The sequence below is a fragment of the Pseudoalteromonas rhizosphaerae genome, assembly GCF_028885455.1.
In the GTDB taxonomy this organism is placed as follows: domain Bacteria; phylum Pseudomonadota; class Gammaproteobacteria; order Enterobacterales; family Alteromonadaceae; genus Pseudoalteromonas; species Pseudoalteromonas rhizosphaerae.
This window is the reverse complement of the sequence record NZ_CP118496.1, coordinates 3,608,407-3,632,842: the sequence shown is the minus strand read 5'-3', so window position 1 is coordinate 3,632,842 and position 24,436 is coordinate 3,608,407. Positions and strand designations below refer to the sequence as shown.

The 24,436-nt window shown below is 40.3% G+C and carries 21 protein-coding genes; 10 read left to right on the top strand and 11 right to left on the bottom strand.

The window, feature by feature from the left end:
* Window positions 1–137: 137 nt before the first annotated feature.
* Window positions 138–998, bottom strand: coding sequence for a fructosamine kinase family protein (locus tag PVK79_RS15610; RefSeq protein WP_182717354.1), 861 nt, complete (start codon window positions 996–998; stop codon window positions 138–140).
* Window positions 999–1,129: 131 nt separating this feature from the next.
* Between PVK79_RS15610 and PVK79_RS15605 the strand changes: the two genes are divergently transcribed.
* Window positions 1,130–1,825, top strand: coding sequence for a DUF445 domain-containing protein (locus tag PVK79_RS15605; protein ID WP_182734304.1), 696 nt, complete (start codon window positions 1,130–1,132; stop codon window positions 1,823–1,825).
* Window positions 1,826–1,883: 58 nt separating this feature from the next.
* On the opposite strand, the gene PVK79_RS15600 is transcribed toward PVK79_RS15605, so the two are convergent.
* Window positions 1,884–2,249, bottom strand: coding sequence for a DUF3718 domain-containing protein (locus PVK79_RS15600; protein WP_145233070.1), 366 nt, complete (start codon window positions 2,247–2,249; stop codon window positions 1,884–1,886).
* 353 nt (window positions 2,250–2,602) lie between these two features.
* Between PVK79_RS15600 and PVK79_RS15595 the strand changes: the two genes are divergently transcribed.
* The 3 genes from PVK79_RS15595 (at window position 2,603) to PVK79_RS15585 (ending at window position 6,121) form a co-directional block, all read left to right on the top strand.
* The gene (locus PVK79_RS15595) at window positions 2,603–3,388 is read left to right on the top strand and encodes a hypothetical protein (RefSeq protein WP_257326133.1); all 786 of its coding nucleotides are present in this window, start codon (window positions 2,603–2,605) and stop codon (window positions 3,386–3,388) included.
* 96 nt (window positions 3,389–3,484) lie between these two features.
* A complete protein-coding gene (locus tag PVK79_RS15590; RefSeq protein WP_145233390.1) occupies window positions 3,485–4,867 on the top strand; it encodes an amidohydrolase in 1,383 nt (460 codons plus the stop codon).
* A 12-nt stretch (window positions 4,868–4,879) separates the two neighbouring features.
* Window positions 4,880–6,121, top strand: coding sequence for an amidohydrolase family protein (locus PVK79_RS15585; RefSeq protein WP_145233072.1), 1,242 nt, complete (start codon window positions 4,880–4,882; stop codon window positions 6,119–6,121).
* A gap of 148 nt (window positions 6,122–6,269) precedes the next feature.
* Here PVK79_RS15585 and PVK79_RS15580 read toward each other — a convergent pair whose 3' ends face one another.
* On the bottom strand, window positions 6,270–8,492 hold the full coding sequence (locus PVK79_RS15580) for an NADP-dependent isocitrate dehydrogenase (RefSeq protein ID WP_257326380.1): 2,223 nt from the start codon (window positions 8,490–8,492) through the stop codon (window positions 6,270–6,272).
* A 466-nt stretch (window positions 8,493–8,958) separates the two neighbouring features.
* A complete protein-coding gene (gene cspD, locus PVK79_RS15575; protein WP_054204685.1) occupies window positions 8,959–9,174 on the bottom strand; it encodes a cold shock domain-containing protein CspD in 216 nt (71 codons plus the stop codon).
* 209 nt (window positions 9,175–9,383) lie between these two features.
* Here cspD and clpS point away from each other — a divergent pair, with 209 nt between their 5' ends.
* On the top strand, window positions 9,384–9,692 hold the full coding sequence (gene clpS / locus PVK79_RS15570) for an ATP-dependent Clp protease adapter ClpS (RefSeq protein ID WP_179959204.1): 309 nt from the start codon (window positions 9,384–9,386) through the stop codon (window positions 9,690–9,692).
* Between the two features lie 69 nt (window positions 9,693–9,761).
* Window positions 9,762–12,026 (top strand): ATP-dependent Clp protease ATP-binding subunit ClpA, encoded by a 2,265-nt coding sequence (clpA, locus tag PVK79_RS15565; RefSeq protein ID WP_145233074.1) that lies wholly within the window; start codon window positions 9,762–9,764, stop codon window positions 12,024–12,026.
* Between the two features lie 176 nt (window positions 12,027–12,202).
* Here the strand turns inward: clpA and infA are convergent, their stop codons facing one another.
* From infA to trxB, 5 genes are all read right to left on the bottom strand, one after another.
* A complete protein-coding gene (gene infA / locus PVK79_RS15560; protein ID WP_002962494.1) occupies window positions 12,203–12,421 on the bottom strand; it encodes a translation initiation factor IF-1 in 219 nt (72 codons plus the stop codon).
* 90 nt (window positions 12,422–12,511) lie between these two features.
* Window positions 12,512–13,216: an arginyltransferase gene (locus tag PVK79_RS15555; protein WP_145233075.1), complete on the bottom strand. Its 705-nt coding sequence runs from the start codon at window positions 13,214–13,216 to the stop codon at window positions 12,512–12,514.
* Window positions 13,209–13,925, bottom strand: a complete 717-nt coding sequence (gene aat, locus PVK79_RS15550) for a leucyl/phenylalanyl-tRNA--protein transferase (RefSeq protein ID WP_257326132.1) — start codon at window positions 13,923–13,925, stop codon at window positions 13,209–13,211. The genes PVK79_RS15555 and aat overlap by 8 nt, the downstream gene beginning before the upstream one ends.
* A 180-nt stretch (window positions 13,926–14,105) precedes the next feature.
* The gene (locus PVK79_RS15545) at window positions 14,106–16,919 is read right to left on the bottom strand and encodes a bifunctional aconitate hydratase 2/2-methylisocitrate dehydratase (protein WP_138562380.1); all 2,814 of its coding nucleotides are present in this window, start codon (window positions 16,917–16,919) and stop codon (window positions 14,106–14,108) included.
* Window positions 16,920–17,245: 326 nt separating this feature from the next.
* Window positions 17,246–18,196, bottom strand: coding sequence for a thioredoxin-disulfide reductase (trxB, locus tag PVK79_RS15540; protein WP_257326131.1), 951 nt, complete (start codon window positions 18,194–18,196; stop codon window positions 17,246–17,248).
* Window positions 18,197–18,484: 288 nt separating this feature from the next.
* On the opposite strand from trxB, the gene pssA reads away from it, so the two are divergent.
* From pssA to PVK79_RS15525, 3 genes are all read left to right on the top strand, one after another.
* On the top strand, window positions 18,485–19,810 hold the full coding sequence (gene pssA, locus PVK79_RS15535; RefSeq protein ID WP_149982341.1) for a CDP-diacylglycerol--serine O-phosphatidyltransferase: 1,326 nt from the start codon (window positions 18,485–18,487) through the stop codon (window positions 19,808–19,810).
* Window positions 19,811–19,957: 147 nt separating this feature from the next.
* Window positions 19,958–20,410, top strand: a complete 453-nt coding sequence (locus PVK79_RS15530) for a GNAT family N-acetyltransferase (RefSeq protein ID WP_149982340.1) — start codon at window positions 19,958–19,960, stop codon at window positions 20,408–20,410.
* Complete coding sequence (locus PVK79_RS15525) at window positions 20,411–20,941, top strand: GNAT family N-acetyltransferase (protein ID WP_182734301.1); 531 nt, start codon at window positions 20,411–20,413, stop codon at window positions 20,939–20,941. It abuts the gene before it with no gap.
* A 68-nt stretch (window positions 20,942–21,009) separates the two neighbouring features.
* On the opposite strand, the gene PVK79_RS15520 is transcribed toward PVK79_RS15525, so the two are convergent.
* A complete protein-coding gene (locus tag PVK79_RS15520) occupies window positions 21,010–21,792 on the bottom strand; it encodes a nucleoside-binding protein (RefSeq protein WP_274803911.1) in 783 nt (260 codons plus the stop codon).
* Between the two features lie 75 nt (window positions 21,793–21,867).
* Window positions 21,868–23,181, bottom strand: a complete 1,314-nt coding sequence (locus PVK79_RS15515; RefSeq protein WP_145233394.1) for a Na+/H+ antiporter NhaC family protein — start codon at window positions 23,179–23,181, stop codon at window positions 21,868–21,870.
* A 271-nt stretch (window positions 23,182–23,452) separates the two neighbouring features.
* Here PVK79_RS15515 and dapB point away from each other — a divergent pair, with 271 nt between their 5' ends.
* Window positions 23,453–24,250 (top strand): 4-hydroxy-tetrahydrodipicolinate reductase, encoded by a 798-nt coding sequence (gene dapB, locus PVK79_RS15510; protein ID WP_182734300.1) that lies wholly within the window; start codon window positions 23,453–23,455, stop codon window positions 24,248–24,250.
* The last annotated feature ends 186 nt before the right edge of the window (window positions 24,251–24,436 follow it).

Here is a 24,436-nt window from a genome sequence, read left to right as displayed (position 1 = left end):
TCGCTGCTGATAAATGGTTATGCACCCCACAATTGAACGCTAGCGCCTGTCATTGCTGGGGTTGTTCAACATTAGGCGATATCTAAATATAGTCTGCTTTATTCATTTATGACATCTATTTGACAATAAAAACGACCTTATTTCAGTAGTAGTTCTATTTGTTGTTTAGCTTCAGTAAGATAGTGGCCGGCAAAGATATTTGCATGATTTAAAATAGGGTAAAGCTGGTAAATTAACTTACGTTGCTCATAGCCCTGTGTTAGTGGGTAATGCTTGTTATAGGCGATGTAAAAAGCGTCAGGTAAAGGAGCAAACAGCTCGCTCATGGCAATATCAACTTCCCGATCACCATAATAGCAACTCGGATCAAATACACTCGGTACTGATTGAATAAATCCCATGTTGCCACGCCAAAAATCGCCATGCAACAATGATGGCTTTACGGTATGACCATGTAGCATGTCTTTTATCAGTGCGACAAAGTAATCTTTGTCGACGAGATCAATGCCTTTTTCATGCAGTAATTGGAGCTGCCAGCCAATGCGCTCTTCGGCAAAAAATATATTCCATTTTTTATGCCAGCGATTGGGCTGAGTTGTTGGGCCAATAAAGTTATCCTGATCAAAACCAAACATGGCTTGGCGATGTTTCAGATGCAGGCTTGCAAGGTGGCCACCCATAATATGCCAGTTGGTATGAGGTTGTTGGTCAAGTTCAAGCCATTCTAAAACGATAAATGAAAACTCAATATTAGCACCTGTAGTGATACAATCTGGCACCATAAATAAGCTCTCTTTAGTGAGCAGTTGTAAATTGTGGGCTTCGTTTTCAAATCGCTCTAAGTCACTACGATGAGCTACTTTAACAAAATACTGGTGTGTACCATCACTGAGTTGAAATAGTTTATCGTTATTTGGGCTTTGCAGTTGGCGTTTTATAGTGTGTTTAAAGTCAAAATGCATTGCTTGGCTGATCTGTTCGTTAACCGTATTCCACATAGCATTGTTCACCTTTTATACAGATAGTTAAACTATGGCAAAAAGTAGTTAAATAAACAAACTCTTGAGAGTAAAATTAATGTTTTATAAGCGCGCGCTAAGCTTTATGCAACAAACAAGTGGAGAGAATGATGAATAAAAGCCTTATTACCAATGTAATTGCCGGGATTTTAGTGGTGACGGGTTTTCTATTTGACCAAGCAATTGTACTGTCAATCGGCTTATTTGCACTCTCAGGCGCAGTGACTAATTTACTCGCAGTGCATATGTTATTTGAAAAAGTACCTTTGTTATATGGTTCGGGCGTGATCCAGCTGAAGTTTGCAGGTTTTAAAGTGGCGATTAAAAATCTTATTTTAACCGAGTTCTTTTCAGAGCAAAAAATATCTCAATTGTTAGGCAACAAAAATATCAATGTCGACCTACAGCCAGTGATCAATGAAGTCGATTTAAATCCTGCTTTTGATAACTTACTTGACGTTATTGAGCACTCCCAATTTGGTAGCATGTTAGCGATGTTTGGTGGTAGTGCCGCGGTTGAGCCGATGCGCGAAGCATTTATTGACAAAATGCGTGGTTCATTACTTAATATGAGCGAAACCGATGAGTTTAAAAGCTTGGTGAATGAAAAATTAACGCAATCAGGACTCGCAAGTGATTCGTTGTTTAACACGGTTTCTGGCTTAGTTGATGAGCGTTTAGACGAGCTGACACCAAAAATGGTCAAAGATATTATACAAACCATGATCCGTGAGCATTTAGGCTGGTTAGTTGTATGGGGCGGGGTATTCGGTGGTTTGTTTGGCCTGATTGCTGCAATCATATAAATTAGTTTTTAAGCAGGCCAACGACTCGCCTGCTTAAATTTGATATTGCTTAGCCATACTACTTAGAACCGGCAACAACCATAATTGTTTGTTGGTCTAGTTTTGCTAAATCTTGAATTGAGGTACCCGTTGTCGTTTCAAGGTTTAGATATTTTGCCGTTTTATTAAAACCGTAAGTTCCCGCAAATTTTGCGATACTCATGTCGTTACAACGCAGTTTATCGGTTGTGGTTGTTTTGCTAATACGTAAGTCTCTCATCGTTGCATAAAGTTGCGAAGGCCTATTGGAGCTCACCGCCATGCATATTTGGGTACTTGGACTATTATCAGCTGCAACAAATTGTGCAGCCTCAGTATTTGTTGCAGTAAGTGCTGCAGAGCTTAAAAGTAATGTTGTACAAATCGTTGTTGATAAAGTATTCATCATCATTCTCCAGTGGTTTGGGTATGTCTGCTTGTTGATGAGTTAATTATCAGCTTTATTTTTAAATAAAGCTGTAAATGAAAATCGACAAGATGTAACACTGTGTGTGGATGTGTTTTATAATAATTAACCATCTGATAATAAATGATTTAATGTATGTATTTTGACATATTTCAAACAAATTATTTTTCACTTTTTTTATTGTTTTTGGTTGTTTTTCAATCTGCTTTCATAGGTTTTACATTCTATTTACTTTAGAGTCATTGTACTTTGTTGTGCAGCATTACTGACATATTTTTCAACCCTGTTATGATCGTCTTGATTATCAAAATACCTGTCTATTAGGAGACTCTGTGAGTAAAACATTGGCGAGTTATTATCAGCAAGCATACGCCTGTGAACAACATAATTTTAACCGTTGCTTTTATTGTGGCTGTGAAGCGACTGAGCGCGATCATTGCCCGCCATTGCATATGCTACAAAGCATTATTGATTTAGGTGAAGAAGCTGAGTTTATTAGTATTCCAGCGTGCTATGAATGCTATGCAATATTGCACAACGAGCGCTTAATGACGATTGATGAACGCTTTACTAAGTTAAAAAACAAACTCGGTGCCAAATATGCTAAACCACTGCGGGTTTATAATATGTGGCATGAGAATGAACTTAGCGATATGAGTGATGAGTTTGCACATAGCATTAAAGCGGGTATGGCGTTAGGAAAAGAAGCCGCAGAGCGCTTGGCGTTTAGTGGTTTTAGTTATGCAACCGAAGAAGCCAAGGTCACAGTGCGAGAAAAAACGGCTGAGTTTGATGTTGAAGGCGCCATTTTTACTGATTTTAAAGAAGCTTTAAATTATTGTATTAGCGAATTAAAAGTACAAAAAAGTGATTTTTATAAAATTTTAGTAGAAGACTACCAAGGTGATTTTAATAAAGCCTTGAGTCAGTATCGTCATCGTCACGATAAAGTGACTGCCGCTAAAGATGGCGATTGCCTAATTAAGGATTTTTCAAAATTGCATAAACAAAATTCAGACTTCGTAACTCGAACTGTTAAGCTCTTTATTAGTAAAGATCCAAGTTTGACAACAGAAGCTGCACTTGAGCAACTGTATAACAATTATATTAAGAAATAACATTCATCTTATATAAATGCAGCTCTAGCTGATTTTTTAGCTTTATGTTGTGTGTTTATATAAAGTAACAAAAAAACAACAACAGAGACTAATATGATGCAAAAATTTGCTCCTTCATTGTTGGTTGTTGCACTTGGTGTGGCGATTGCCGGCTGCCAAGACAACGGCCCACAAGACGACAAAGTAACAATCAATAAAAATCCATATCCAAGTACCTATAAGGTACTTAAATCAACCACGACGCTTATCACCAATGCAACAGTACTAACAGGTACAGGTGAGCGTTTAGAAGAAGCCGATGTATTACTTGTTGACGGAAAAGTGCAACAAGTCGGTAAAGATCTAACTGCACAAGCTGATTTGACTATTGATGCACAAGGTAAATGGGTTACACCTGGGCTCATTGATGTACATTCACATTTAGGAGCATACCCAAGCCCTTCTGTTGAATCTCATCAGGACGGCAATGAAATGACCAGCCCAAATACTGCCGAAGTGTGGGTTGAGCATTCAATTTGGCCGCAAGACCCTGGCTTTAACCGCGCGCGTGAAGGCGGTATTACCGCATTACAAATTTTACCCGGCTCAGCTAATTTATTTGGTGGTCGTGGGGTTACTTTAAAAAATGTTCCATCGCACACGATGCAGGGTATGAAGTTCCCTGACGCACCGTATGGTTTAAAAATGGCCTGTGGTGAAAACCCTAAGCGTGTTTACGGGCGTAAAGGGGTTTTACCATCAACACGAATGGGCAATATGGCTGGCTATCGCACTGCTTGGATTGGCGCCGCTGAATATAAACGCGCGTGGGATAAATACGATGCTGATTATGCAGCAGGTAAAAATCCAGAGGTGCCGCATCGTGATATTAAATACGATACATTGCGTGGTGTATTAGAAGGCGAAGTAATGATCCACAATCATTGTTACAAAGCAGAAGAAATGGCAATGATGATTGACCTTTCAAAAGAGTTTGGTTATCACGCGGGTACTTTCCATCACGGTATTGAAGCATACAAAATTGCTGATTTACTTGCAGATAACGGCTCATGTGCTGCGCTTTGGCCTGATTGGTGGGGCTTTAAAATGGAAGCTTACGACATGGTACAAGAGAACGTAGCGATTGTTGATGCGGTTAAAAATTCTTGTGCTGTTGTTCATTCAGATTCTGACACCACAATCCAGCGCTTAAACCAAGAAGCCGGTAAAGTAATGTACCGCGCTAACGATAATGGGTTTAATATTTCAGAACAGCACGCAATTAAATGGATCACTTCGAATGCTGCAAAATCGCTAGGTATAGCTGATAAAACCGGTTCACTCGAAGCTGGCAAACAGGCTGATGTGGTAATTTGGAATCAAAGTCCGTTTAGTGTTTATGCTAAAGCTGAGCAAGTATTTGTTGATGGTGCGAAAGTGTATGATCGCTACGATGATACATTCCAAGCACAAAGCGATTTTATGTTAGGTCAAAAATAAGGAGTAACTAGGATGACAAAATTAACACATTCATTTTCACTCTCGCTAGTTGCTGCTGGTTTGTTAGCAAGTACTGCGGTGAACGCCCAATCAGTCGCGATCATCAACGCCACTGTTCATACCTCAACTGAGCAAGGTATTTTACAAGGCGCTAGCATCATCATGGATGAAGGCAAAATTATTGCTATTAATCCTGCAACAGTCGAAGCTGATACGATTATTGATGCCAAAGGGCAAATTGTTACAGCTGGCTTTATTGGCAGCATGAATCAGTTAGGTCTAGTTGAAGTGGGCGCTGTTGCTGGCTCTCGCGATGCTGGCGATGATAAAGCGGGGATCGATTTTGATCCAAGCCTAGCATTTAATGCTCACTCAAGCTTGATCCCGTATGCACGTAAAGGTGGCATCACCCGTGATGTGATCACCCCACATGGCGGAGAAAGTATTTTTGCAGGCCTTGCCAGCGTAGTTGATTTAAGCGGTGAGTTTGACAGTGTTAAGCAAACGCAAGTCGCGCTGGTAGTTAATTTAGGTGAGAAAAGCAAAGGCTCGCGCGCAATGTCGCTGAAAAACTTGATTGATAAGTTAGCAGCACATCAACAAAAAGCCAGCAAAAAAGATAAAAAAGACGATGCTGTACCAAGCACTGAAGATAAAGTGCTCGATAAAGTATTAGCGGGTGAAATGCCACTATTAGTAACGGCTTCTCGCGCCGCAGATATTATTGAGCTAATCAAAGTAAAACAACAGTTTTCACTTAATTTAGTGATTGCAGGCGCACAAGATGCCGTGGTTGTAAAAGAGCAATTAGCGCAAGCAAATGTTCCAGTCATTGTAAGTTCTATGGAGAGCTTGCCAGGCAGTTTTGATTCGCTACATGCGAGTTTAGATAATGCAGGCAAACTCGAAAAAGCAGGCGTAAAGGTGTTGTTGTCGATCGCAGGCGATGCCAGTCACAATGTTTATCAATTGCGTTTTGACGCGGGTAATGCGGTTTCTTATGGCATGACACAAGCGGGTGCATTAAAAGCGATAACAGCGAATGTTGCTGATGTATTTGGAATTAATGCCGGTAGTGTGGCGGTAGGTAAAGCTGCTGACTTAGTGATGTGGAACGATGACCCATTTGATTTTACTAGTCACGTAACTAAAATGTTTATTAACGGCGAAGAAGTTTCAACTGAAGCACGCCAAGATAAACTCCGTAAGCGTTATACTACTGACTCAGATATGCCTCGCGCATATACTAAGTAACTACGTTCAGCTTAGTAACTTGAACAATTTAAAGGCTGCATTTGCGGCCTTTTTGCTTTTTGTATCAGTGAAAAATAAAACATTATTTAAAAGCCACAAAAAAGGCGCTCACTTTAACAGTGAGCGCCTTTTAAATTTAAATCGATACTTATACTAGTTTAGCTAAGATATCGTTAAATGTTGTGCTAGGGCGCATTGCTTTAAATGCTGCATCATCATTTGGTTGGAAATAACCACCGATGTTTACAGCTGGGCCTTGTGCATCGTTAAGTTCGTTAACGATTTGTTCTTTGTTGGTTTCTAAATCACTGGCGATTTGTGTGAACTGTGCTTTAAGTTCACTGTCATCGTTTTGCTTGGCAAGCTCTTGCGCCCAGAATAAAGATAGGAAGAAGTGAGAACCACGGTTATCAATTTCTTTCACTTTACGAGACGGTGATTTGTTTTCAGCAAGGAAAGTACCTGTTGCTTTATCAAGGGTATCAGCAAGCACTTGTGCTTTGTTGTTACCAGTATTGACAGCTAGGTGCTCAAGTGATGCCGCAAGTGCTAAAAACTCACCTAACGAATCCCAACGTAAGTGGTTTTCTTTTTCGAATTGTTGAACGTGCTTCGGTGCTGAACCACCCGCGCCAGTTTCAAATAAACCGCCGCCATTCATAAGTGGTACGATTGAAAGCATTTTTGCACTCGTACCAAGCTCAAGAATTGGGAATAAATCAGTTAGGTAATCACGTAATACGTTACCTGTTACTGAAATAGTATCTAGGCCATCTTTAATGCGTGCAAGAGAGAATAAGGTTGCTTCAAGTGGTGCAAGTATTTGAATATCAAGGCCAGATGTATCGTGGTCTGGCAAGTATGCGTTAACTTTTTTGATTAACTGTGCATCGTGTGCACGGTTTTCGTCAAGCCAGAAAATAGCAGGGTTACCGGTAGCGCGTGCACGGTTTACAGCTAATTTTACCCAATCTTGAATTGGTGCATCTTTAACTTGGCACATGCGCCATACATCGCCTTGCTCAACAGTGTGTTGTAGCAATACGTTGTCAGCACTATCAACAACACGGATCACACCATTTGCTGGTGCTTCAAAGGTTTTGTCGTGTGAACCATATTCTTCAGCTTTTTGTGCCATTAGGCCAACGTTAGGAACGCTACCCATAGTGGTTGGATCAAATGCACCGTGTTCTTTACAGAAATCAATTGTTGCTTGATAAACACCAGAGTAACAACGATCAGGAATGACAAAGCTAGTATCTTGTAATTTACCTTCACTGTTCCACATTTGACCGCTTGAACGAATTGCAGCAGGCATAGACGCATCGATAATCACATCACTTGGTACGTGTAAGTTAGTGATACCACGATCAGAATCAACCATGGCAATTGCAGGGCGTGTAGCGTATACAGCGTCAATATCAGCTTCGATTTCAGCGCGTTTAGCATCGTCTAATGTTTGGATTTTAGCGTAAACATCACCAAGACCATTATTAACATCAACACCTAGCTCAGCAAATAAAGCGCCGTGCTTAGCAAAAACGTCTTTATAGAATACTTTTACCGCATGACCAAAGATGATTGGATCAGATACTTTCATCATGGTTGCTTTCATATGTAATGAAAACAGAATGCCTTTTTCTTTTGCAGCATCGATTTCAGCCGCTAAGAAAGCTTGTAGTTTCGTAATACTGATTGAAGATGCGTCAATCACTTCACCAGCAAGTAATGGCGTGCTTGCTTTAAGAACAGATACGTCGCCATTTTCAGCAACGTGCTCAATACGTACATCAGTAGCAGTATCAAGCGTTACTGATTGCTCAGAGCCAAAGAAATCGCCTTCGCTCATGCTCGCAACATTTGAAGCAGAATCTTTGCTCCATGCACCCATTGAATGTGGGTTGTTACGTGCATATTCTTTTACAGAGCCAGGAGCACGACGATCAGAGTTACCTTCACGTAATACTGGGTTTACAGCACTACCTTTGATTTTGTCGTAAGTTGCTTGAATTGTTTTTTCTTCATCTGTTTTAGGTTCAGCAGGGTAGTCTGGCAGTGCGTAACCTTTTGCTTGTAATTCTTTGATAACAGCACGTAATTGTGGAACTGATGCACTGATATTTGGTAATTTAATGATGTTTGCTTCAGGTTTTTTAGCCAGCTCGCCTAATTCAGCAAGCGCATCACCAATACGTTGTTCTTCAGTTAAATACTCAGAGAAGTTAGCAATAACACGACCCGCTAAAGAGATGTCACGTGTTTCAACTTCAACGCCTGCGGCATTAGTGTATGCTTGGATGATCGGCAGCAAAGAGTATGTTGCTAGTGCCGGAGCTTCGTCTGTTTTAGTGTAGATAATTTTTGATGTCATCATCATTCCTAGATAGTAGGCGTAAGAGCCATATTCAACAATGCAAAGAAATATCATCGCCATCATGCGTGCACGACGTGACAATGATCAGTCAGTTAGGTGTTAATACTGTTGATTAAATAATCACACCTGACGAACTGTATTTAATTTTATGTTATTTATAAACTAAGTAAATTAGCCATTAGCCTAATTATTAGTGTTTAAAGGGCCTTTTGAGGCTGCTTTTAAGCACCTAAGAGTGTAACAAGCTTGGCAACAAAGGGCTAATAACAAATATAACATGGGGGTATTAAAAAAGAATTTCAAGAGGAAGGACAGTTTTTGTTCATTCTGTACGTTTAATTTCTAATAGATTAAAAATGCCAGCTTTGAATCTGAATGTACAATTTAGTTGGGATTAAATAAATTTAGAGGAATTAAGCGAGGATCTTTACAGGTCGCTCGCTTTAGTCGAACGTCTAAACAACTACACTAACTCTTCGTTAGGCGCTATATTAGTCGCATGCATGCCTTTAGGGCCTTGCTGCAATTCGAATGTTACATCTTGACCAGCTTTAAGTGTTTTATAACCGTCCATTACAATCGTTGAGTAATGGGCGAATATATCATTCTCGCAGCCGTCTTCTACGATGAAACCAAAACCTTTGGCATTATTGAACCATTTGACTTTACCACAAGCCATACTTCTACATCCTTCTATAAGTTGACTAATTTAGTTATTCTAAACCGTATAGTTTGATAGACTGACTAAGGTTTAATCAATCTACAATTGACTGTAGTTTATTTCGCCGATCAGTCAAGTGTTTTAAACTATTTTTTTAACATTTAATTTATTTTTTATTCAAGTTTGCTTGAGTTCCAAAGACAAGACTATATTTAATTATGAGTGGCATGAAAGATTCAGGTGTTTTAGATACGGTTCGCGATAGTGAGAAGCAAAAACTGCAACCACCGCGAAAATACAAAGTCATTTTAAATAATGATGATTACACGCCAATGGACTTTGTGATAGAAGTACTAACGACGTTTTTTAATATGGATAGCGATAGAGCAACAGATGTGATGCTGCAAGTTCATCAAAATGGTCGCGCAATTTGCGGTGTTTATACCGCAGATGTAGCGTATACCAAAGTTGAACAAGTTAACCGTTATGCACGAGATAACGAGCATCCACTGCTATGTAGTTGTGAGCAGGAATAATACCAAGGTAGGGTGATCAAAATACCCATCACAACGGTATAAAAATATTATCTCAGTAAGGGGTTGCTAATGCTAAACAAAGATTTAGAACTAACTTTAAACGCGGCGTTTCGCGAAGCGCGTACACGTCGCCATGAATTTATGACTGTAGAGCACCTATTACTTGCCCTACTTGATAATCCATCGGCTGGAGAAGCGCTACACGCCTGCGGGATTGATATGGCAGCATTAAAAGCTGAGCTATCAGAGTTTATTAATGAGACCACTCCAGTCATTCCTGATTTAGAAGAAGAACGTGAAACTCAACCAACACTTGGTTTTCAGCGGGTATTGCAACGCGCAGTATTTCATGTGCAATCATCGGGTAAAAACGAAGTAACAGGCGTCAATGTGCTGGTTGCCATTTTTTCAGAACAAGAAAGCCAAGCGGTTTACTTGCTGAAAAAAGCTGATATCTCGCGACTAGATATTGTGAACTTTATATCTCATGGTATCTCTAAAGCAGACGATGACATGGGCGGTGAAGATGCTGATGACATCCATGAAGAAGTACAAGCCGTTCAAGGCGAAGAGCCAAGTAAATTAGAAAACTTCACGTCTAATTTGAATGTACTCGCCCGTGAAGGGAATATCGACCCATTGGTGGGCCGTGATAGTGAAGTAGAACGCACGGTGCAAGTACTGTGTCGTCGTAAAAAGAATAATCCGTTATTAGTTGGCGAAGCTGGGGTAGGTAAAACCGCTATTGCTGAAGGTCTAGCGTATCGCATAGTGCATGAGCAAGTACCCGAAGTGATTGCCGATGCTGTGGTGTACTCGTTAGATATGGGGGCATTACTTGCAGGTACTAAATACCGCGGTGATTTTGAAAAGCGCTTTAAAGCATTACTAAAAGAGCTTCAGGCGAAACCTGGCGCTATTTTGTTTATTGATGAGATCCATACCATAATTGGTGCCGGCGCAGCCTCTGGTGGCGTTATGGACGCATCTAACCTGCTTAAACCACTGCTTTCGAGCGGTAAGTTACGTTGTATGGGCTCAACTACCTATAACGAGTATAAAAATATCTTTGAAAAAGACCGTGCGTTAGTGCGCCGTTTTCAGAAAATTGATGTACTTGAACCAAGTGTCGCTGATACCACTAAAATACTTAATGGTTTAAAAGAACGTTACGAAGAGCATCATGGCATTCGCTATACGCAAAAAGCGTTAAAAGCGGCGGCAGAGCTCAGTGCTAAGTACATTAATGAGCGTCACTTACCTGATAAAGCCATTGATGTTATTGATGAAGCGGGTGCTAGCCAACGATTACAACCGATCTCTAAACGCAAAAAAACCATTGGTGTGGCAGATATCGAATTGATCGTGGCAAAAATGGCGCGTATTCCGCAGCAAAGTGTGTCATCAAGCGATAAAGAGACTCTTAAAAATCTTGATCGTAACTTGAAGATGTTGGTATTTGGCCAAGATCAATCAATCGATGCACTAACCTCGGCCATTCGCTTATCACGTTCAGGCTTATCAAATGAAGATAAACCAGTCGGTTCGTTCTTGTTTGCAGGACCAACGGGTGTAGGTAAAACGGAGGTAACTAAACAGCTTGCAAAATGTATGGGTGTTGAGTTTATCCGTTTTGATATGTCTGAGTATGTTGAGCGCCACGCGGTAAGCCGTTTAATTGGTGCGCCTCCAGGCTACGTTGGTTTTGAACAAGGTGGTTTGTTAACTGAGGCTGTGATTAAAAATCCACATTCGGTTGTATTACTGGATGAGATTGAGAAAGCTCACTCAGATATTTACAATATCTTACTGCAAGTGATGGATCATGGCACGCTGACAGATAATAACGGCCGTAAAGCTGACTTTAGAAACGTTGTGGTGGTGATGACTACCAATGCGGGCGTACAAGAAACAGTACGTAAATCAATAGGCTTTACTGATCAAGATCATTCTCATGATGCGATGAGCGAAATCAATAAAGTATTTTCGCCAGAATTTAGAAACCGCCTAGATAACATTATTTGGTTTAACCACCTTGATCGTGATGTAACTTTACTGGTTGTTGATAAATTTATTGTTGAGCTACAAGCGCAGCTGGATAAAAAGTCAGTTAATCTTGAGCTTACTAATAAAGCGCGGGAATGGTTGGCAGATAAAGGCTACGATAAAGCTATGGGCGCACGTCCAATGGGCCGCGTGATCCAAGAGCAACTGAAAAAGCCGCTGGCAAACGAGATCTTATTTGGGCAACTTATCGACGGTGGCACAGTGAAAGTGTCTATCAAAGATAAAAAATTGCGTTTTGATTATGAAACGAATTTAACACCTGCATAATTGCAGCGTTAAATAGAAAACAAAAAGCCCAGCAATTGCTGGGCTTTTTGTTTATTAAATGTAATTGTTAGTTTAGCTATCAATTACATTTAATAAACGCTTCAAGCTAATGTAGAAAGTAACTAAGTTACTCAGACAACTTAGCTAAAAACTTGATATTTCGTTAACGCACTAACTTAGCGAGCACGGAATACGATGCGACCTTTTGATAAATCGTATGGGGTCATTTCTACGGTAACTTTATCGCCGGTTAAAATGCGGATATAGTTTTTACGCATTTTACCTGAAATGTGAGCCACAACTACGTGACCATTTTCAAGCTCAACTCGGAACATTGTATTTGGTAAAGTATCAAGGACCGTCCCTTGCATTTCGATTACGTCTTCTTTCGCCATGTTTAGCGTAACACCTCTTTAATAGTTAAACGATGCAGATTCTGCCGAAAATACACCAATAAGTAAAGCCGCAGTAGGCATTTTTGTAAATTAAATAGCCAGCCACTGGTCTGCAACCCTATTTTGGGCAGGTAAAAATTGGGTTTTGTAACGCATTTTTGCACATTCATCAATTTGATAACCTAAATAGACAAATTCTTTATCGTATTGTTTGGCGAATTTGAGCTGCTCTAAAATCATAATTGTGCCCACACTGAAGTGCTCATAATCAGGATCAAAAAAAGTGTAAATAGCAGAAACAGCGTTGTGCATACAATCAGTTACCGCCACTGCAACCAGTTTCTCTTGGTCCCATAATTCAATAAAAGTAATTGGTAACCAGTGACAAAATATAAAGCTGTTGAACTGACTTTGTTCTGGTGGGTACATAGAACCGTCTTGGTGACGCTCGGTAATGTATTTACTGTATAACGGAAAGTATTCAGGGCGTTGTTGGTCTGAATATTTCACACTAAAGGCATTTTTTGCTTTATTAAGTTTACGTTTTTGTGATTTTGTCGGTAAAAATGCCTTAGCTAATACACGCACAGACTTACATGCGCTGCAAACAGGGCAGTGTGGTCGGTAAATTTGGTCACCACTACGGCGAAAACCGAGGGCCAGTAATTGCTCAAATTTGCCCGGGGTATAACAACTTGGATCCAAAATGACTAATAATTGCTCTTGGCGATCGGCTAGGTAGCTACAATCAAATTGTTGGCTTAAACCTAAACGAGCAGGTAAGTGTTCAGTCATAAATAGCGATAAGCTCCTGAGGTTGCCACATTGTTGTTGGAATAATAAACTCTTCTGCTTGTTTTAGTTTAGTTAAAAATTCTGAGCGCGGTAGCACTTTTTCACCTAAAGTGACTAAATAAGGATTCTCAAGCTGACAGTCAATAAAATGCGCATGGTGACGTTTCAACCAATTGACCAATGCCCACATGGCTAATTTTGAACAATTAGCTTGATGATGAAACATTGATTCGCCGCAAAATACGCCATGCTGCATAATACCGTACAAGCCACCAACAAGTTTGTCGTCTGACCAGATTTCTAAACTATGCGCTAAGCCTGCTTTATGTGCATCTTTATAAGCGTTGAGCATTTTTTTTGTGATCCAGGTGCCATCTGTTTCTAAGCGTTGTTGGCGACAGGCTTCAATCACCTGAGTAAATTCGGTATTAATAGTCACTTTAACCGGATTTTTTTTCAGATGCTTGCGTAAGCTTCGGCTAATATGAAATTCATCGAGCTCAACAATACCCCGCTCACTAGGCGACCACCACATAATTGGCTCGTGCTCACTAAACCACGGAAAAATACCTTGGCTGTAGGCATTTTTTAATCGCGCTACCGATAAGCATCCACCAATGGCAAGTAAACCATCGGGATCATCTAATGCATGGTTGGGATCAGGAAAAGCAAAGTGGCTTTGAGCGAGTTGATAGAGTTGTTTAGTCATAACACCGATTGAATAACTGCATGGTCAAGGTAAAGTGTAACCTGTTGCTTTAAAATCACAAACCACAAATTATTGTGTTGTCCATAGGGTTGAGCAGGGCTTACATTCCTGTTAAGTAAATTTTAGACATAAAAAAAGCGCGTTAAAAAACGCGCTTAATTAAATGGTAAACTAATCGAATTAGCTAACCACTTTTACAGGTACTGCTTGTCCAGCGTTAAACTTAGTTGTCATTGCTTCTTCAACAGGTGTAAACGAGGTAAGGTCAATGCCTTCAACCGCAGACTTATACTCTTCGATAGTCGGGAAACGACCAAGTACAGTAGAAAGTACTACAACCGGCGTAGAACCTAGTAGTGACTCACCTTTTTTCTCCGATGTATCGGCTACTACACGGCCTTGGAACAGACGAGTTGATGTTGCGATAACAGTGTCACCAGGTTCTGCTTTTTCTTGGTTACCCATACATAAGTTACAACCAGGGCGTTCTAGGTATAGGATATTTTCATACTTAGTACGTGCCGCTGTTTTTGGTTTTTCATCGTCAAATTCAAAACCAGCGTATTTAGCAAGAATATCCCAGTCGCCTTCCGCTTTAAGCTCATCAACAATGTTGTATGTTGGTGGCGCAACAACTAATGGTGCTTTGAATGAGATAGAACCGTTTTTCTTCTCAAGGTTACGTAGCATGTGAGCAATAATTTTCATATCGCCTTTGTGAACCATACATGAACCAACGAAACCTAAATCAACAGGTTTGTCGTTGTAAAAAGAAACAGGGCGGATCACATCGTGAGTATAACGCTTAGAAACATCATCGTTGTTCACGTCTGGATCGGCAATCATTGGCTCAACGATTTGGTCCAAATCAACCACAACTTCTGCGTGGTATTTAGCGTTGTCGTCTGGAGAAAGTGCTGGCTCTTCACCAGATTGAATACCTGCAATACGTTTGTCAGCTAAGTCGATTAGACCTTGTAGCGTTTGCGCTTCGTTATCCATACCTTTGTTGATCATGATTTGGATACGTGATTTAGCAAGTTCAATTGACTTAATTAGCGTTTCATCATTTGAAATACAGATTGACGCTTTCGCTTTCATTTCTGCAGTCCAGTCAGTGAAAGTAAACGCTTGGTCAGCCATTAGGGTACCAATATGTACTTCAATGATACGACCTTGGAATACGTTTTCGCCACCAAATTGCTTAAGCATTTGCGCTTGCGTTGCATGTACAACGTCGCGGAAATCCATGTGCTTAGCCATTTTGCCTTTAAACGTCACTTTAACTGAATCAGGAATCGGCATCGCTGATTCACCGGTTGCAAGTGCAACAGCAACAGTACCTGAATCGGCACCAAAGGCAACGCCTTTAGACATACGAGTATGCGAGTCACCACCGATGATGATAGCGCGATCATCAATTGTAATGTCGTTCAATACTTTGTGAATAACGTCAGTCATTGCATGGTAAACGCCTTTCGGGTCACGTGCAGTGATCAAACCAAACTTATTCATAAACGCCATTAGTTTAGGAATGTTAGCTTGTGCTTTGCTATCCCATACTGATGCAGTGTGACAACCAGACTGATAAGCACCATCAACAAGTGGTGAAATCGTTGAAGCCGCCATCGCTTCTAATTCTTGTGCTGTCATTGGACCGGTTGTATCTTGCGAACCAACGATGTTCACTTTAACGCGAACGTTTGAGCCTGCATGAAGTGGTGTATCAGATAGAACACCTACCGCATTACGGTTAAAGATTTTTTCAACCGCTGTTAAGCCTTGGCCTTCATGTGAAATTTCTTTTGAAGGTGCATACACAAGTGGAGTTTCAATGCCGAGTGTTTCAGCAGCAAACGTTTGTAGTTTTTTACCGAATACAACAGCGTAAGAACCACCGGCTCTCATGAATTCAACTTTTTGCGGTGTGAATGCTGACGAAATATCAACAAGTTCTTTATCACCGTTATAAAGCTTTTTCTCTTTAGTATTGATTGTTAACACAGTACCGGTAGCAACAGAGTACGCTTCTTCAAGCACTGCATCACCATTGTCATCAGTCACTGTATTGCCGTTTGCGTCTACTTTTTTAACCCAATTTTTAAGGTCAAGACCAATACCGCCAGTTACATCAACCGTCGTTAAGAAGATTGGCGCAATACCATTAGTACCTGCAACAACAGGGGCAATGTTGATGAAAGGAACGTATGGGCTTGCTTGTTTACCTGCCCAAAGTGCTACGTTATTCACACCAGACATACGTGATGAGCCTACGCCCATCGTGCCTTTTTCAGCAATAAGCATTACTTTAGCGTTAGGGTGTTTCTTTTGAAGCGCAACAATTTCTTGTTGTGCTTCTTCAGTGATCATGCATTTACCGTGTAATTCACGGTCAGCACGTGAATGGGCTTGGTTACCTGGAGACAGTAAATCAGTTGAGATGTCGCCTTCACCGGCAATATAGGTTACTACATCGATTTTTTCTTCGATGTCAGGTAATTTTGTGAAGAATTCAGCTTGTGCGAAACTCTCTAGTAACTCTTTAGCAATAGCATTGCCTGCTTCGTATGCCGCTTTTATGCGCGCCATATCTGCATCGTATAAGAATACTTGAGTCTTAAGTACTTCAGCCGCTTGTGCTGCGATTGTTGCGTCATCAGCAAATACTAAATCAATTAGCATTTCAATTGACGGGCCGCCTTTCATGTGTGAAAGCAGTTCAAATGCGAATTCTGGAGTGATCTCTGCAACTTGCTCTTCACCCAAAATAATTTCTTTTAGAAACTGTGCTTTAACGCCCGCAGCACTGGTTGTTCCTGGTAATGTATTAAAGATAAAGAAATGCAGTGAATCTTTACGGTGCTCGTTATTAGTATCTTTAATTTGATTAATGATTTCTGATACTAGTTCAGCGCTATCGATTGGTTGTGGGTTTAATCCAAGCTCCGTTTTACGGGTTTGGATTTCTTCCATATATTTTGTATACAAACTCATAGAAAACTCTCGGTATTTTACTTGATATGAAGTTAAGCATTTTAACTGATTTTACAGTCTCTAGTAATGCTTAAATGAATAAAGCTTTTCTGCCTAACTATAATTATAGCTAGTTTTACTTACTATACTTTGACGATATTCATTGCTCGGACTTAGATCCTATCGCACCTAAGCCATTAATTGTATAAATACGATTGATTTTCAGTATAATTTTTGTGAATGTTTATGCGGCTGCAATGAGTACTTTTCGGTGTTGGATGAGCCTTTATAATTTTTGGCCAAAAAAAAGGGCTGAAAATTCAGCCCTTACTATATGTTGTGTAAACTTATAGGTTATCTAAGAAACGCTCAGCATCAAGTGCTGCCATACAGCCAGTACCAGCAGAAGTGATTGCTTGACGGTAGATATGATCAGACACATCACCTGCAGCAAAAACACCTGGTACACTTGTTTGTGTTGCATTGCCGTTTAGGCCTGACTCAACCACTAAGTAGCCGTCTTTCATTTCAAGTTGGTCAACAAACATATCAGTATTTGGTTTATGACCAATTGCAATAAATACGCCCGCTAAATCAATTTCTTCAGTGGCTTCTGAGTTTGCATCCTTGATACGAACACCGGTAACACCCATTTGGTCGCCCAGTACTTCATCAAGCGTACGGTTATAATGCATGACTACGTTACCGTTTGCTGCTTTTTCAGCGAGGCGATCGGCTAAGATTTTTTCACTGCGGAAGCTATCACGACGGTGAATTACATGTACTTCATCAGCAATGTTCGATAAATAAAGCGCTTCTTCAACCGCAGTATTACCACCACCAACAACCGCAACTTTTTGACCTTTATAGAAAAAACCATCACAGGTTGCACAGGCAGACACACCACGGCCTTGGAAGTTAGTTTCAGACTCTAGGCCCAAGTACTTAGCAGATGCACCCGTTGCAATGATCAGCGCATCACACGTGTAAGTACCTTGGTCGCCAGTTAGCGTGAAAGGGCGCTTAGTTACATCAACAGTGTGAATGTGATCAAAGACAATTTCAGTTTCAAAACGCTCGGCATGCTCTTTCATACGATCCATTAATGCAGGACCTGTTAAACCGTGAGCATCGCCCGGCCAGTTTTCAACTTCAGTCGTTGTTGTAAGTTGACCGCCTTGTTGCATACCGGTGATCAATACCGGGTTTAAATTTGCGCGTGCTGCGTAAACTGCTGCAGTGTAACCCGCAGGTCCAGATCCTAAAATTAGCAACTTACAATGTTTTACTTCACTCATGTTTTTATATCCTAAACGTTTAATAGCGTATTAATGCGCTCGATTTTAAGAGAAACAAGAGGGAAGTAAATAAAAGCGGCGATTATTTTTTTTTCTAAATCACAAAGCTGTCAAATATTGTGTACTAGAATCATGATAAGTGTACGATTTGTATGATATCTGAGCTATTAATTCAGTATTAACTCCGCATGCGACGTTAATTCATGACCAAGCTGTGTTTTTTTGATATGTTTTAACTAATTTTGATTTGTGACCCTGATTAAGGGTGACCTAAGTGAATAGGCAATTATGTTATTTTGGCAGGAAAAACCCGCGTACGGGTTGACTTCAAAAGACGTTAACGTCTTAACCAATGCACAAGAATATCGCACGCATTTACTAGCACTGATTGCGCAGGCAAAAACACGTATTTATATTACGACACTTTATCTGCAAGATGATGAAGCAGGGCGTGAAGTGTTAGCAGCGTTACATCAGGCTTCATTAGCAAACCCCGCATTAGATGTAAAAGTGTTGGTTGACTTTCATCGTGCCCAACGCGGTTTAATTGGTGCGGCAAAGTCAGATGGTAACGCCAGTTTATATTGTGAATATCAAGAAAAATATCAATCAAATGTACAAATTTTTGGCGTACCAGTAAAAGCAAAAGAACTTTTTGGGGTGCTGCATTTAAAAGGTTTTGTAATTGATGATACGCTGCTTTACAGCGGTGCGAGTTTAAATAATGTGTATTTGCAGTATCAAGAGCGCTACCGGTTAGATCGCTATTTTTTAGTCGAGCAGGCCTCACTATGTGATTCTGTGATTGACTTTATTGAACATGAATTGTTGAGTTCTGAAGCCGTTCCACGTATTGATGTGCGGCCTTTAACAAAGTTTAATGATATTAAAATCGCACAAAAACAATTGATGCGTTCATTAAAGCAAGCTAACTACGCTCACAGTGTGGAGCAAAATGAGCAAGCACTTGGCGTGCGACTATTTTTAGGACTGGGACGACGTAATAACGAGCTTAATCGTGTGATCAAATCCTTATTTGATGCCACCGAGCAAGAGTTAGTGCTGTATACCCCATACTTTAATTTTCCTGCACCGTTAATGCGTTCCTTGCGCCGCTTACTAAAACAGGGCAAGCAAGTAACAATCGTAGTAGGCGATAAAACGGCGAATGATTTTTACCTGCCACCAAGTGAACCATTTAGTAAAATAGGTGCTTTGCCATACTTGTATGAAACGATTTTGCATAAATTTTTAAAATCGCAAAAGCGCCATATTATTAACGGTAATTTAAATGTGTATTTGTGGCAGCATGAAAGTAACTCATTTCATTTGAAAGGTATTTGTGCTGATCGTAAATATCATTTATTGAGTGGTCATAATTTAAATCCTCGTGCCTGGGGATTAGATATCGAAAATGGCATTTTATTAGAAGATCCTGAGCAAAGTCTCATGCCAGCAATCGACAATGAAAGAGCCGAGATATTACAACACTGTCGTCGTTTAAACGGTGCCGAAGATTTAGAAACCATGGACGATTACCCGCCAGCGGTTAAAAAACTGCTGGGGCAAGCTAAGCGTGTCAAAGTTGATTTTATTATTAAGCGTTTTATTTAACGCAAAGTTAGAGACTAAAATGTAAGTACTATAAAAGCAGCGGTTACGCTGCTTTTTGTTGATTTAGCCTCGGAGCTGTTGCCCAACTCCGCTACAATATTTTTGCAAAACTGATGATGGTTATTTTAATATTCAAAGGAACTAACAATGCTTATTAAATCCGCCGAGCAAAAAGATTACGCCTCTTTAATTGAGATCTGGGAAGCTTGCGTTTCTCATACCCATGACTTTTTAACCCAACAACACATAGATGAACTGAAACCATTGATTTTGGCACATTATTTTGATGCTGTTAGTCTTTTTTGTTGTAAAGACAACAGTGGAAAAATAATTGGGTTTATTGGCGTTGCTGGCGGCAATATTGAAATGCTGTTTGTTGAGCCGACTTTCTTTGCGAAGGGGGTTGGCACGTTCTTAATTAATTACGCGATTGATAATTTAGCGGCAACTCATGTTGATGTTAACGAGCAAAACCCTAAAGCCCATGGTTTTTATTTAAGTAGAGGGTTTGAGCAAATAGGGCGCTCTGAATTAGATGGTCAAGGAAAGCCGTTTCCGCTGCTACATATGCGTTTAGCAAAAGTAGTTGAGGCTGACTAAATGGAACTGGTGATTTCAGATTCAATAACTTTAAAGCCATTAGATATTAGTCACGCAGTTGAACTTTACCAAGTTATCGCCGATAGTCGGGAAAATCTGAGTCAATTTTTACCTTGGGTGGATTACGTAATAGATGTTAATTCAACTAAACGTTATATATATGAACGACTACACAGCGGTAAAGCAGGTTCTCAGTGGTTTGCGGTATATATAGAGGATCGCTTAAGCGGTGTATTTGGTATTAAACACATTGATCCTGACAGTAAGGGTGCTGAATGCGGTTATTGGTTAGCTGATTTTGCACGCGGGCAAAGAGCCATGAATCAAGTGCTTACTAAAATAGTGCCTTATATAAAAAATAATAGTCATGCAAAAGTGATTGAGTTTTGTTGTTTAGAGGAAAACTTAGCGAGTATAAAGGTTGTGCAACGCGCAGGCGCACAATTTAAATATTATCAAAAAGAGACATCAATCTTCCTTGCTAATCAGCAACAGCAGCGTTTAGGTGTTTATGAAATAAAGCTAACGTGATCTGTGTTCATGGTAAGTAAAAAAAGCGCAATACAATTAATATCGCGCTTTATTATTATCGCTAACTATTAAAACGTCCACTCAACATGAAATTGCGGTACCGACTCAGTGGTATCGGTCCCTAGCTTGTTGTGCCAATATTGCCACTCAAGGCCAAGTAGTAAGGTGTTTTCTTTCATGCTGATGGCATTACCCAAGTCCCAAGTAATGATAGGCTGCGCTAAGATCCACGCCTTAACATCTTCACCAAATTCATTTTCGCGCTCAGCAATATATTCAACATGGCCAGTTATATTAAATTTTTGTGAACCAATCGAAAACGGGTAACCCCATGCAACATCTAGCATCCAGCTGTTAGTTTCAATAGGCGCGCCGCCACGCGCAACACCCTCGTTATCATCTATATAGCCCGTAACTAGGGTTGATAAAAAACTAAATCCTGGCGCTTGCCAATTTACTTTAACACCGGGTAAATACTTCAATACCTTAGCATCACCTGCGGCGTTAAAGCCCGCTGTTAATCCAACGTCAGCAATAGCGCCAAACGAAAAGTCATTACCGGTTATTTTAGAAAGGCTAAAAGTTGAATACCATTCGCCATAAAAGTCACGGTCTTGATAGCCATCATCAACATTATCATTAATGTAATCTATGAAGAAAAAGTTATCACCATAGTCATAGCCAGAGGCGTGTTGCAGTGAAGCGATTGATGTACCTGCTTCTTGTTCAGTAAATGGGTTTTTAAAATCGCCGTAGTTTAAATGTAGTTGCGTTGTGCTCCAATTTGCAGCAAAGCTAGATGTACTAACTGCACAAAGGGCGAATAAAGATAATGTTGATTTTATATTCATAACTATATGTTTAATGGGGAGTAAAGTGCAAAGTATAGCAGATACGCCCAAACGTGAGCGCATCTGCTTAAGTATTTATGCCTTATTTCGGCGTAGGCAAATTACAGCTATAGCAGTAAATGCCAATATAAAGCAGTAGTAAGATGAGGTTGATACTTGCCACGGGCTAATTTTAAATGTTGCGCCAAGTAGTAACGCTTGTGCACCATAAGGGAGAGATCCTTGCGTAACACAGGCGAAAATATCCAGTAAGCTTGCTGAACGCTTACCGCTGATCTCACCATCATCGGCAAGTTTTTTGGCGATAGGACCGGCAACAATAATCGACACGGTATTATTCGCTATACACACGTTACTGGTCATAACTAACGCGGCAATACCAAGTTGATCTGCCACTTTTCTGTGCCATTTTGCAATGACTTTAGTAATGGCTTGAATCTTTTGCGCGATATAATCAAGGCCACCGTTAATGCGAATAAACTCTGATAAGCCACCAATAAACATCGAGAGCAAGAATATTTCTTGCATATCAGTAAAGCCCTTATAAATGTCTTTTACAAAGCTGGCACCTTCATAACTGCCAGTGAAGCCCATCAGTGCCGCAAATATAATACCGCTGAACAGCACCACAAATACATTAAAGCCCATCACCGCTAGTACTAAAATAAATGCATAAGGTAGTACTAATAGAATATCGTAATCTTTGGTTTCTACTGCTTGAGCCGCAGGAGTTAAAAAGAATAATAAACCAATAGTGAGGATAGCTGCTGGCAATGCGATTTTTAAATTCTCACGGAATTTATCTTTCATCTCACAGCCTTGGGTACGCGTTGCAGCAATGGTGGTATCAGAAATAATTGATAAGTTATCGCCAAACATCGCACCTGACACAATCGTACCGGCCATTAATGCTGGATCAATACCGGTTTTAATAGAGACCGCATACGCAATCGGGCCAATCGCCCCGATAGTGCCCATTGAAGTACCCATGGCCGTAGAAACTACCGCTGCAATTAAAAATAAGCCCGGTAAAAGTAATGCTGGTGGAATAAGTGATAAACCGGCGTTAACAACCGCATCCACGCCGCCTGTTGCACCTGCGACGGCAGAAAATGCCCCAGCAAGTAAATAAATTAAGCACATGGTAATGATGTTGTTGTGACCGGCACCTTTTATAAAGGTTTCTACACTGTGGTTAATGGTGTTTTTATTTAACATAAACGCCAGCATAATCGCCGGTAAAATAGCAACAGGGGCAGGGAGCTGATAAAAAGCGTAATCGACCCCTTGTGATTGCAGGTATAAACCCGCGCCTAAAAATAAGGCCACAAAGGTTAATAGGGGGAGCAAAGATAGTTTTGCTGTTGTTTTATTAAATGATGGCTGCATCATATTCCTCGTTAGATAACTTCTTGCACAACTAACACAGCCAAAACATCCCTCTTTTAGCTGAATTTAGTTGTCATACCTACCACAATGATAAGTACCTCAACAGCGCCCGCAAGCCAAAGACCAAATCGGCGCAAAGAAAGAAGTTTAAATGTATAGATGGCTAAAGTCTATGGGTATCTGTTATTATTATTTTTTAAAAGGCTTACCTGACTATTACACGAGTTTTAGATAAAATCTAGCCAACTCAAAAAATGCATAGGTTATTAATATGAATCGAATAGGCGTATTTGGCGCAAACGGAAGAATGGGCTTGGCATTAATTGAAGCCGCTCACAAAAATAATCATACCGAGCTTAGTGCAGCCTATGTACGCAGCAGTTCTCCCTTATTAAATATTGCCGTTAATCAATTAAATAGCGCAGCACCTGCGACAATTAATTTTAGTGATGAACGCAACGTTGACAATACCGACGTACTGATTGATTTTACGCTCCCAGCGGGTATGCGTGAGCATTTAAAAACAGCTGTTGCACAAAATATCCCGATGGTGATTGGCACCACCGGTTTAAATGACGACGATATGCTGGCGTTACAAACGGCTGCCAAGCAGATTCCAATTGTGTTTGCGCGAAATTACAGCGTAGGCGTAAATTTACTGTTGAATTTAGTGCAAACCGCCGCCACTAAATTTGGTGATGATTTAGATATCGAAATTTTTGAAGCGCATCATCGCCATAAAATAGATGCGCCATCAGGCACTGCACTTGCCATTGGTGAGGCAATTGCCGATGCAAAAGGGTGGGTGCATGATGAGGTTGCGATATTTGATCGCAGCCGAGTAGAAACAGAAAAATCGCAAAATGAAATTGGTTATTCGGTGCTCCGAGGCGGAGATATAGTTGGTGAACATACCGCATATTTCGCAACTTCTGGCGAAAGGCTTGAATTAACTCATAAAGCAAGTTCTCGAATGACCTTTGCATTAGGCGCAGTAAGAGCTGCGGGCTGGTTGAAAAATAAGCCTGCAGGACTTTATGACATGCAAGATGTCCTCGACTTGAAGTAGTTTAGTTACTTTTTTGGGTGTTTGGTGGCTTTTTTGGCTTATAGGGCTTATTTTTACTGATTATTGAAATAGGGTTAGACCTAAAAGGCAAATTACTATAAAATAGCGCTAATTTGCCAAAAATTCATAATTGCGTGTTTCCAATCGCTATAAACGGGTAGTAAAGCAAATGACTTTACTCCCGTT